The sequence below is a fragment of the Amycolatopsis thailandensis genome (genome assembly GCF_042723255.1).
Classification (GTDB): Bacteria; Actinomycetota; Actinomycetes; order Mycobacteriales; family Pseudonocardiaceae; genus Amycolatopsis; species Amycolatopsis thailandensis.
On record NZ_JBHXJK010000067.1, the window covers coordinates 37,208 to 47,353 of the forward strand.

Sequence of the window (10,146 nt, forward strand, 5' to 3'; positions counted from 1 at the left end):
CGCTACACGACCTCGGCGAGCTTGCCGAGCACTCCCTCGTAGATCCGCTTGAGCCCACCAGGCGCGAAGGTCTTCTCGAAGAAGCCGCCGATTCCGCCCGCGCCGTCCCAGGACGTCTCGATGCGGACGAGGCTGCCGTCCGGCACTTCACGCACGGTCCACGTGGTGACCATGCTGGAGTTCGCGTCGGTCTCGACGAGAGTGCCTTCCGACGGCTCGGTGACCGTCGCGGCGACGTCGCGCACACGCTTCGACGTCGCCTGCAGCTTCCAGCTCGCCTTCGTTCCCGCGCCGACGCCGCCTTCGGTGACCTCGTAGTCGCGGTAGTGCTCTGTCAGCAGCTTCGGTCGGGTTTCGGCGTAGTCCGCGACGAGCGCCCTGACCTTGTCCGCCGGCGCTTCGATGGTGCGCTCCGCGATGGCCGTGACCTTTCCCATCCCACTCCCTTTCACCCGTGTTGCAAGACAGCGTCCACGATTCCACCGCTGCCCGCGAGGGGAACGAGCGCCCCCGCCCTGCCCAAGTACATGAAGGCCCCCTTCCTGTACCTAGGCGCAAGGAAGGGGGCCTTCATGTACTTCAGCCGGCTCAGATGAGGGACTTCTCCTTCAGCCAGTCCTTCGCGACGTCGGCGGGCTTCTCGCCGTCCGAGTCGACGCGCTTGTTCAGCTCACGCAGCTGCACGGTGTCGAGGGCCTTGCTGACGGCGTTGACGGCGGCCGCGAAGTCGGCGCCGCGTTCGTCGAGGACCTTCTTGTTCACCGCGGGAACGACGTTCTCGGTCGGCACGATCGCGAGGTCGTCCTCCAGCGCCACGAACTGCGGGTCGCCGACGAGCGGGCTCACCGAGTCGACGGGGATGACGGTGACCTTGCCGGACCGCAGCTGCTCGACGCGGGGGCCGGCCTCCTGCACGGTCTGGAAAGTGGCCTTCAGCTTGTAGACGTCCGTGAAGCCCTTGAAGCAGGGAAGCCGCTTCTCGCACTCCGGCCCACCCGCGACGATGACGTTGTCGACCTTCGACAGGTCGCTGATCTTCGCGAGGCCCTTTTCCTTGGCTAGGTCGGCCTTCACGATGTAGGTGTTCTTGTCCTCCGCCGGCGAGTAGTCCAGCAGACCGATGCCGTCGGCCTCGAACAGCTTCTTGAGCTGTTCGTGTTCGCCCGCCGCGTCCTTCGCGGCGTCCTTGCCGAAGCCGGTGGTGATGGCGGCGCCCTGGTACTCCGGGATGAACTGGAGTTCGCCGGACTTCAGCGCCGGGTAGATCAGCTCGCGCGAACCGAGGTTCAGCTTGCGGGTGATCGGGTAGCCCTTGGCCTCCAAGGCGTTCGCGTACAGCTCGGCCAGGATCAGGCTGTCGGTGAAGTTGAAGGAGGCGACGACGATGGGCGCCCCGCCTTTACTCTGCGCGGCCGGGGCCGCCGCGTCGTCGCCACCCCCACAGGCGGTCATACCGAGGACGGCGGCGGCGAGCACCGCGCCCACTCGAACATTCCGTGTCCAGCGCACGTGCACACTCCTATGACTCGTTCAGAGGAATGGACAGTATCTCCGGGTCACGACAGAATCCACATTTTGAGAGTTCCGCCCCGTGCGCTCCCAGAGAACGGAATCGGGCCGCCCGAACGGGGTAAGGTCGGCCGGTGCGAGCATCCTCCGTGTTCCCCGTACCCGCCCAGGGCGGGCGGCCGCTGTTCGAGTGGCGGTGGGTGGACCGCAACCTCGACGAGATCCTCGAGCGGCTCGGCGAGCACGTCACGCTCACCGCGGCGGCGCTCGCCATCGGGCTGGTGGTGTCGATCGGTGTTTCCGTGGTTTCGCTGCGTCGCCGGTGGTTCTACGCCCTCGCGCTGGGCGCGGCCGGTTCGCTGTACGTCATCCCGAGCCTCGGCGCCTTCGCCGTACTGGTGCCCTTCACCGGCTTGACGTCCTTCACCACCGCGGTCATCCCGCTGGCGACGTACACGTTGCTGATCCTCATCCGCAACATCGTCACCGGCGTCGAGCAGGTACCCAAGGAAGTCCGCGAAGCCGCGATAGGCATGGGTTTCACGCGCGCGCGGTTGCTGTGGCAGGTCGAACTGCCGCTCGCGCTGCCGGTGGTGATCGCGGGCCTGCGCGTCGCGGCGGTGACCACGATCGGGCTCGTGACGGTGACTTCCATGCTCGGCAAGGGCGGCCTCGGGTACTTCATCCGCAACGGGATCCAGACCGCGACGCCGAACCCGACGTCGATCATCGTCGGCGTCGGGCTTTCCGTGGTGCTCGCCGTGGTCGTGGATCTGCTGCTGTGGCTCGGTGGGCGCGCGCTCGCGCCGTGGTCGCGGAAGGCGGCGTCGCGATGAGCATCATCGACCAGACCATCGAGTGGTTCGGCGAACCGAACCGCTGGAGCTGGAGCGATCCGGCGGGCGTGCCGTACCGGACCGTCGAGCACCTTCAGTTCTCGTTGCTGGCACTGGTGATCTCGGCCGTGCTGACGATCCCGCCCGCGTTGTGGCTCGCGCACTACCGCCGCGCGCAGTTCCTCGCGACGAGCGCGGTGAACATCGGCCGCGCGATCCCCAGCTTCGGGCTGGTGATCCTGTTCTGGTTCCTGGCTTCGCGGCTCGAGGTCGACACGACGTTCTGGCCGCTGATGCTCGCACTGGTGGCCTTGGCGCTGCCGCCGTTGTTCACGAACACCTACGCGGGCGTCATCCAACTGGAGCAGGAAACCGTCGACGCCGCGCGCGGAACCGGCTACCGCGAGTGGCAGATCATGCTGCGCCTGGAGTTGCCGCTCGCGTCGCCTGTCATCCTCGCGGGTGCGCGCGTCGCGTTCCTGCAACTGGTGGCGACCGTCGCGATCGGCGCGATCGTCAACGACGGCGGCGGACTCGGACGGTACATTGTGGACGGTTTCGCGCTCGGGGATCCCGGCCACGGCGAGATCCTGGCGGGCGGCATCGCCGTCGTCGCACTGGCTTTGGTGTGCGAGGGCGTTTTCGCGCTCATCACGCGTTGGGTGACTCCGCGCGGGCTGGCGATCCAGTCCCGCGCGGAGGCCCAGGCCTAGGTAAGGGTCGTCAAGTCGTTGAAGTACGAATCCCTCAGTACCGCGACGAGAGCGGTCACTTCGGGCCCCAGCGGCCGGTCCTCCGCGACCGGCGGCACCAGCCCGCGTAGCCAGTCGTAGGCGGCCCGAAGCCAGGGTGAACCGTCACCCTGAGCCAGCCATCTCGCCTGCGATCCGGCGATCAGCTCGCAGGCGGTGATGGCGAACATCCGCGCGCACGCGTCCCGGAGCTGGTTCCCCGCCGCCCAGGCGAAGGCCTGCACGTCCTCCTGCCCGGCGGAAGTGTCGACGGAGCCCAGCGTCGCCGGCGTGGCCAGCCGCCGCAACGCGTGCAGCTCCCCCACCGCGCGTTTGTGCAGCGGCACCAATCCCGCCTGCGGCCCCGGCTCCACCGCGAGTTGCGCGGGCAGCCCGCTGAACCGCTCGTCGAGCAACCGGTGCATCCGCTGCACGCTCACTTCGCCGAGGTGCGCCAGCGCCGCCGTCACCGCGTCCATCCGGAGGCCGAGTTCGACAGCGTGGAAACCCGTCGTGGACACGAAATCACCGTCGAGGAACGCGGGCGAATCGGTCTGCGTCGAGCGCCTCAGGACGTCGCCCAGCTCGCCGTTGACCCGCGTCAGATGGGCGATCGCCCGCGGCGCGACCCGGACGGAAACCGGTGCTTGGACGACGTCCGGGCGCACCGTCGAGCCGTCGAGCAGACCGCCGAGCTCGAACAGCACCGACTCCAGCACCCGGTCGTCGCCCGCCAGCGCCGGGCGGTAGATCGCCTGCGGCGCACCGAGAACGTCGATCGCGATCGCGGCGGCCAGCGTCTGCAGATCCACCACCTGCTGGACCTCGGTACGGGCGAAGGCCGCGAAAGTCTCGGCCAGCGGTGAGCCCTGGATCAGGGTCGCGCCCTCCTTGAGACCCGGCTCGTACGGCTTCGCCAGCACCTCCGACGCGGCCGTCTCGACGCCATCCACCAGCACGGTCCCGACACCGAGAAAGGTCTGGAAGGCATGCGCCAGCGGGATGATCTCGCCGGCGCTGCCCAGCCCCGTCCTCGGCACGGCGGGGGTGAACCCCTCGTTCAGCCTGTCGACGAGGAACGTCACCAGCTCCGGGCTCGCGCCCGCCTCCGGGGCGAGCAGATCCCGCAGGCGCACCAGCAGGAGCCAGCGCACCTCCGCGGGCGAAAGCCAGGGCGGGCCGCCGACGGCGCGGCCGATCAGCAGATTCCGCTGGTGCGCGGCGGACGCGCCCACCGCGACCCCGGCGAGCCGCCCCATGCCGGTGTTCACGCCGTAGACGGGACGTTCGGTCAGCGCGTCGAGGACGCGGGCGCGGTTTTCACCGACCCTCGCCAGCAACGCGGGATCGACTTCGAGGAAATCCGCCTCGAACGCCGAAGCCAGTACGAAGTCCTTTGTGGACAGTCTCACTCGACGGGGCGCGCGAGGTCTTCGATCACCTCGGCACCGGGAAGCGAGGCGAGCGCCGCGCCCGAGATCAGCAGTTTGCTGCCGCGGATCCCGCTGCCGATGATCAATTCGGGCTCGCCGACGACGCGCCGGTCGATCAGGATCGGCCACGAGTCGGGCAGCCCGACGGGCGTGATGCCGCCGTACTCCATGCCGGTGATCGAGACGGCCTCGTCCATCGGGGCGAAGGACGCTTTGCGGACGTCGAGACGGCGTTTGATCACACCGTTCACGTCGGCGCGGGTGGTGGCGAGGATCAGGGCGGCGGCGAAGCGGACCTCACCGGCGCGCTTGCCGGCGACCACGACACAGTTCGCGGACGCGGAAAGCGGGGAACCGTACGCCTCGCAGAAGGCGGCGGTGTCGGCCAGTTCGGCGTCGATCTCGGCGACGCCGAGGGCATCGGGATCGGACAGGGCGGCGAGGGCCTTGGCGACGGGCTCGGCGAGCAGGTCCGTGCGCGAGGGGGCGGGGACGACGGTGAGGCTTCCGGCGATGGTCCAGTCAGTCACACGCCCACCATAATCACCAGTTGCGGCCGCCGCGTTGCACCTCGATGAGCTTGGGGCGGACGTCCACGAGGTAGACCAGGACCGCGACCAGCGCGGGCAGCCACAGGATCATGCCGCCGCCGTAGAACTCGAACAGGACCATCACGACGGTGGACCCGCCGGTGATGAGCATCCAGATGGGTTTGGTCTTGCGATCCGCGGCGGAATAGGCATCCGAGCGCTGACGCAGCGCATGCACGAAAGCGAACAGCCCCGTCAGTGCGCCGGCCCAATGGATGGCGATGAGGATCCAGGTGGCAACGAGCACGAAGTCAGCTTACGTCAAACCGGGCGAATGACCCGGGCCCCTGGCACCGAAGCGGTGCCAGGGGCGGGCGAGTTCGCGCGGACCTTTACTTCTCGGTCGTCTTCGGCGCGGTGGCCGGCTTCTTGGCGGCCGGGCTGGTGGTGGTGCGGCGCGCGGCCGGGGAGGTGGTCTTCGGCGCGGTCTTGTTGGCGACCTTGCGCGAAGCCGAGCGGGTCTCGTGCGCGAGGTCGTCGCCGATCTCCTCGACCTCGTCGGCGATCTCGCCGGCGACCTCGGTCACCTTGCGGGCGGTCTTCTCGCCCACCGAGCGGGTGCCCTTGGTGACCTTGCCGAGCACGGTGTCGAGGCGCTCACGGGCGTCGGTGGTCACGTCCTCGACGCGGTCCTGCGCGGTGCTCAGCGCCTCTTCGAGCTGCTCGATGGTCTTCTTGACCTGCGGCTGCGCGGCGAACTTGTCCCACGCCTGCTCGCCGGTCTCGGCCAGCTTGTTGTACAGCTTCAGCGCGGCTTCGGTGTACTCGTCGATGACCTTGCGCAGCTCGGCCGGGTCCAGCTTCTCGCGGATGCCCTCCACGTCGTGCGGGAGCTCCTCGATGTTCTTGCGGGCGGCCTCGCCGCTCTCGACGACGCGCTCCTTCGCCTTCGACACGGCGTCGACGACGGCCTGGCCCGCCAGGTTGCCAGCGCCGAGGGCGGCCAGCAGCGGGGTGCGGACCTGGTCGAGGGCGGTGTGCTTGCGTTCGGTCTTGGTGGCCGTGGTCATGCTGACTCCTTGGATTCGTCGGCTGGGTCTTCGGGTTTCGCGTCCGCCGCCTGCGTCGTCGATGCCGGCTTCGCGGCGGCGTTCTCGCGGCGGAACGATTCGTAGACGTCGAGCAGGACCTGCTTCTGCCGTTCGGTCAGCTCGGTGTCGGCGCGGATCGCGTCGCCGACCGGGCCGCCCGTGGGCAGATCGAGGATTCCCGCTTGCACGTAGAGCGCCTCGGCCGAGATTCGCAGGCCTTTGGCGATCTGCTGGAGGATCTCCGCGCTGGGTTTGCGGACCCCGCGCTCGATCTGACTCAGGTATGGATTGGACACTCCGGCGAGTTTCGACAGCTGCCGCAAGGAGATCTTCGCGTTGCTGCGCTGCTGCCGGATGTACTCGCCGATGTCGGAAGCGATGTCCGCGACCTTCTCCATCGGTCCGCCCGATGCGGGCTGATCCCGGTTGGTGTCTGTCATCGGTCACCTCCTCGCGACGTCTTCAACGCTACGCGCGAGTGCTAGCTATTGCAAGCACTCTGCTTGCAACCATCGGGTGTGTCGGTGCTCACCCGGCTACCGTGGAGGGATGTCGAACGCGACGCGGCTGCGGCGGCGCCTGGTCGAGCATCTGCTCGGCGAGGGAGTGCTGCACGACGCGCGCTGGATGACCGCTTTCCGCACCGTGCCGAGGCACGTCTTCCTGCCGCGCTTCTTCGTCCCGGCGGCGAACGGCTGGGCCGCGATGGAGAGCGGCGACGACGAGTGGCTCGCCCGCGTCTATTCCCCTGAGGTGCTGGTCGTCCAGCTCGACGACGATTCCGGGCTCTGGGAACGGGCGCGTTACCTCGGCGCGCAGCCGGGGACGCCGACGAGTTCGTCCAGCCAGCCGACGATCATGGCGATCATGCTCGAAGAGCTCCGGGTCGCCGACGGGAACCGCGTCCTGGAGATCGGCACGGGCACCGGCTACAACGCCGCCCTGCTCTGCCAGCGGCTCGGCTCGGGGCTCGTGTACACAGTGGACATCGACCCGGAACTGGTCGACGCCGCGCGCAAGCGGCTCGCGGAAGCCGGGTACGCGCCTTCGTGCGCCGCGGCCGACGGCGCCCAGGGCTTCCCGGCCGGCGTGCTCTACGACCGGGTGATCTGCACGTGCTCGGTGTCGTCGATCCCGCCCGCCTGGCTGGAACAAACGGTGCCGGGCGGACTGATCGTCACCACCCTGAACCGGCCGATCGGCGGCGGGCTGGTGCGGATCGTCGCGGGCGAAGGCGCGACGGGCCATGGACGGGTGCTGGCGCGCGACGGTCGCTTCATGCCGCTGCGCGCGCACCGCTTCAAGCCGTCGAAGGTGCCAGACGGCGACCTCGTCTGGCGGCCGACCCGGCTGCCGATGGGAGTGATCACGGAAGTCCGCAGCCGCTTCGAGTTCTTCGCCGGCCTTCAGCTCCCGGGCGTGACGGCCATGCGGGACGGCCGGCGCGCCGCGCTGGTCCATCCGGACGGCTCATGGGTGCGGCATCGGCCGTCGGGCAGCGAGTTCGAAGTGGCCGAAGGCGGCCCGCGGCGACTGTGGGAGACCGTCGAGCACGCCTACGAGGAATGGCTGGACCTCGGTCAGCCGTGGCGGGATCGGTTCGGGCTCAGCCTCGACGGCGAGAACCAGATGATCTGGCTGGATTCACCCGACGGCCACACTTGGCCCTTGTGTCCTTGAAAGCAGGCTTCGCACCCACGTCTCGACGTGCTCGACAGCGGCGTCGACCGGGATGTGGGTGGTGTCGAACAAGGCGACCGGCGGATCCATCGAGGGCGCTTCCCGGCGCAGCCACTCGTTGAACTCCAGCATCTCCTCGACCCGCTCCTCGTCCCACTCGCGCCAGGCGGGCCGCGCCAGCAAACGCTTGCGCAGCGCTTCGGGCTCGCTGACGAGCGCCAGATAGTGGATGTCGGAGAAGAAGACGCGCTCGGGCAGCCGTTCGAACTCGGGCGGCGCGACGGTGCCGCAGAGCACGACCGGACGGCCGTTCTGGTGCAGCATCGCCGCCATCCGCAGCCAGGTCGAGCGGAACGCGGGATGGCCGGGGACGTCGTCGCGCAACGCCCCGGTCCACAGCACGTCCTGCTCGACCACGAGCGCGAGGTCGCCGAGCCGGCGCGCCAGCAGCGGCCCGACCGTCGACTTGCCCGCCCCGCTCGGCCCGGTCAGCGCGAACAGCGGGAGCCGCCGGAACGGCCACCGGTGCGCGCATTCCGCGCACACCAGCAGCCCGCTCTCGACGTGTGGCCGTTCGGCGCGATCACCGCAGGCCGGGCAGATCTTGAGATCGAGGACCACGGTCAGTCGAACAGGCCCTCGAGGAAGCCGCCCTTGCGACGCTTGCCGTGGTGGCCGTACCCGTGCGGGGAATCCGCGTAGCCGCCGCGGTACCCCTTGGGCGAGTCGGCGTAACCGCCCCGGTAGCCCTTCGGGGAGTCTGCGTACCCGCCGCGATGCGGCCGCGGGGAGTCCGGACGGCCGTAGTGCGGCGCCGGCGCGTGCCCACCTCCCTGATACGGCGGGGGCTGGTGGCCGCCGTAGTACGAGTTCTCGGCACCGGCGATGGCTTCCAGCTCACCCCTGTCCAGGAAGATGCCGCGGCATCCCTGGCACTGGTCGATGTGGATGCCGTTCTTGTCGACGGTCTTCATGACGTTCTGGCACTTCGGACAAATCACGTATCAGAGATTACGCATTTTTCGCGTCCGAGGTCAGCAGGCGCACAGACAAAACGGATGCCCGGCCGGATCCGCGTACACCCGGAACGTCTCCGGAGAGTCGTCGAGCAGCTTCGCGCCGATGGCCAGCGCGCGCTCGTGAGCGGCCTCCATGTCGGTGACGTCGAGATCGACGTGCGCTTGCTGCGGGTTCTCGGCGGACGGCCACGCGGGCGGGCGATAGTCCGGCACCCGCTGGAACGAGAACCGCGCGCCGCCCTGCGGGTTCCGCAGAGTCACCCAATGGCCGTCTTCGGCGACTTCGCCCGCCTTCCAGTCGAGCAGTTCGCGGTAGAACTCCGCCAGCGCGACCGGGTCCGGGCAGTCGAGGGCCACCGCGCCGAAGGTCGGTACCGCACCCATGGTTCAGCCTCCAGAATGATCGAGTAACCAGTGAAGCGAGTATGCGGGTTATCGGAGCCGATGACAACAGGTCTCGCCCGTACACTGTGCGAGGTGAACACCGACGCGTCCCTGGTGGTCGAGTTTCTGAACACGGTGAACGTCGAACGCGGCACCGACCTCTTGGACGATCTGGAGACCTGGCAACGCTGGGCGCGAGATCACCGGCTGCGGGCGGATACCCCCGCGGCCGCGCGCGAAACCCGGGACGCGCTGCGGGCGGCGATCGGCGACCCGCGGCTGCCCCGGCTCGGCCTGCGCGCGCCGGCGGAGATCGTCCTCGGCCCGGAAGGCCCGCTCCTCGTCGCGGAGACGGTCAGCGAAGCGGTGATGGCGGCGTCCACCCGGCTGACCGTGCTCGGCGAGTGGATCCGGCTCAAGATCTGCCCGGCGGACGACTGCCTGTGGGCGTTCTACGACGAATCGCGCAACCGGTCGAGGACATGGTGCTCGATGCGGGCTTGCGGGAACCGGGAGAAGGCGCGGGCCTGGCGGGCACGGACGGCGGACGTCTCGACCTGATCCGCGGGACTCGCGTGCCCCCACCTACTTGCGGCGGTGAGGGCTGAAGGGGCCCTTCACCTCGTCTCACGCGGCGAAGGGCGCTTTCACCGCATGGCATGCGGGGAAAGCGCCCGTCAGCCCTATACGAACCGGAGGCGGCGATGGGTGGTCGTGAGTGGCAGGTCGGGTTGGTGCGGACCGCCATTTACCGACCTACGCCTGAGCTGCGCGAGGGTAACGGTCCCGCTGCTGCCAGGCTCGACGGAAGATCCGGGACACTCAACGTCCCGATCTTCCGTTGATCAAGACCGTGCTGGTCACGTCCGGGTGGCAGACGAGGTGACGGGGGAAGATTCCGGACGTTGAACGTCCGGAATCTTCCCCCGGGCT

Annotated in this window: 13 protein-coding genes and 1 pseudogene; 4 read left to right on the forward strand and 10 right to left on the reverse strand. The window is 69.0% G+C overall.

The window, feature by feature from the left end; translation table 11 throughout:
• Positions 1 to 2 precede the first annotated feature (2 nt).
• On the reverse strand, positions 3 to 437 hold the full coding sequence (locus tag ACFWMR_RS25415) for an SRPBCC family protein (RefSeq protein ID WP_093937924.1): 435 nt from the start codon (positions 435 to 437) through the stop codon (positions 3 to 5).
• 151 nt (positions 438 to 588) lie between these two features.
• A complete protein-coding gene (locus ACFWMR_RS25420) occupies positions 589 to 1,509 on the reverse strand; it encodes an ABC transporter substrate-binding protein (RefSeq protein ID WP_093937942.1) in 921 nt (306 codons plus the stop codon).
• A gap of 149 nt (positions 1,510 to 1,658) precedes the next feature.
• Between ACFWMR_RS25420 and ACFWMR_RS25425 the strand changes: the two genes are divergently transcribed.
• Entirely contained in the window at positions 1,659 to 2,345 is a 687-nt protein-coding gene (locus ACFWMR_RS25425; protein ID WP_378277714.1) for an ABC transporter permease, read from the forward strand.
• Positions 2,342 to 3,058: an ABC transporter permease gene (locus ACFWMR_RS25430; protein WP_093937941.1), complete on the forward strand. Its 717-nt coding sequence runs from the start codon at positions 2,342 to 2,344 to the stop codon at positions 3,056 to 3,058. Before ACFWMR_RS25425 ends, ACFWMR_RS25430 begins: the two co-directional genes overlap by 4 nt.
• Here the strand turns inward: ACFWMR_RS25430 and ACFWMR_RS25435 are convergent.
• From ACFWMR_RS25435 to ACFWMR_RS25455, 5 genes and pseudogenes are all read right to left on the reverse strand, one after another.
• A pseudogene (locus tag ACFWMR_RS25435) lies at positions 3,058 to 4,488 on the reverse strand (aromatic amino acid lyase); the annotation flags it as partial. The gene ACFWMR_RS25430 and the pseudogene ACFWMR_RS25435 overlap by 1 nt on opposite strands.
• The gene (locus ACFWMR_RS25440) at positions 4,485 to 5,039 is read right to left on the reverse strand and encodes a YbaK/EbsC family protein (RefSeq protein ID WP_378380149.1); all 555 of its coding nucleotides are present in this window, start codon (positions 5,037 to 5,039) and stop codon (positions 4,485 to 4,487) included. The pseudogene ACFWMR_RS25435 and the gene ACFWMR_RS25440, both read right to left, overlap by 4 nt.
• Before the next feature lie 13 nt (positions 5,040 to 5,052).
• On the reverse strand, positions 5,053 to 5,346 hold the full coding sequence (locus tag ACFWMR_RS25445; protein ID WP_093937920.1) for a DUF2516 family protein: 294 nt from the start codon (positions 5,344 to 5,346) through the stop codon (positions 5,053 to 5,055).
• A gap of 85 nt (positions 5,347 to 5,431) precedes the next feature.
• A complete protein-coding gene (locus tag ACFWMR_RS25450; protein WP_378380150.1) occupies positions 5,432 to 6,109 on the reverse strand; it encodes a hypothetical protein in 678 nt (225 codons plus the stop codon).
• On the reverse strand, positions 6,106 to 6,528 hold the full coding sequence (locus ACFWMR_RS25455) for a helix-turn-helix domain-containing protein (RefSeq protein ID WP_093937940.1): 423 nt from the start codon (positions 6,526 to 6,528) through the stop codon (positions 6,106 to 6,108). The genes ACFWMR_RS25450 and ACFWMR_RS25455 overlap by 4 nt, the downstream gene beginning before the upstream one ends.
• Positions 6,529 to 6,679: 151 nt before the next feature.
• On the opposite strand from ACFWMR_RS25455, the gene ACFWMR_RS25460 reads away from it, so the two are divergent.
• Positions 6,680 to 7,810 carry a methyltransferase domain-containing protein gene (locus tag ACFWMR_RS25460; protein WP_378380151.1) on the forward strand — a complete coding sequence of 377 codons (1,131 nt, stop codon included), beginning with the start codon at positions 6,680 to 6,682 and terminating at the stop codon, positions 7,808 to 7,810.
• Here ACFWMR_RS25460 and ACFWMR_RS25465 read toward each other — a convergent pair.
• From ACFWMR_RS25465 to ACFWMR_RS25475, 3 genes are read right to left on the reverse strand one after another with little or no spacing between them, the layout of a single operon-like run.
• The gene (locus tag ACFWMR_RS25465; RefSeq protein ID WP_378380152.1) at positions 7,775 to 8,431 is read right to left on the reverse strand and encodes an AAA family ATPase; all 657 of its coding nucleotides are present in this window, start codon (positions 8,429 to 8,431) and stop codon (positions 7,775 to 7,777) included. The genes ACFWMR_RS25460 and ACFWMR_RS25465 overlap by 36 nt on opposite strands.
• 2 nt (positions 8,432 to 8,433) lie before the next feature.
• The gene (locus ACFWMR_RS25470) at positions 8,434 to 8,811 is read right to left on the reverse strand and encodes a TFIIB-type zinc ribbon-containing protein (protein WP_093937916.1); all 378 of its coding nucleotides are present in this window, start codon (positions 8,809 to 8,811) and stop codon (positions 8,434 to 8,436) included.
• 33 nt (positions 8,812 to 8,844) lie between these two features.
• On the reverse strand, positions 8,845 to 9,213 hold the full coding sequence (locus ACFWMR_RS25475; RefSeq protein WP_093937915.1) for a VOC family protein: 369 nt from the start codon (positions 9,211 to 9,213) through the stop codon (positions 8,845 to 8,847).
• 60 nt (positions 9,214 to 9,273) lie between these two features.
• Here ACFWMR_RS25475 and ACFWMR_RS25480 point away from each other — a divergent pair, with 60 nt between their 5' ends.
• Positions 9,274 to 9,774 carry a CGNR zinc finger domain-containing protein gene (locus tag ACFWMR_RS25480; RefSeq protein WP_093937914.1) on the forward strand — a complete coding sequence of 167 codons (501 nt, stop codon included), beginning with the start codon at positions 9,274 to 9,276 and terminating at the stop codon, positions 9,772 to 9,774.
• Positions 9,775 to 10,146 lie beyond the last annotated feature (372 nt).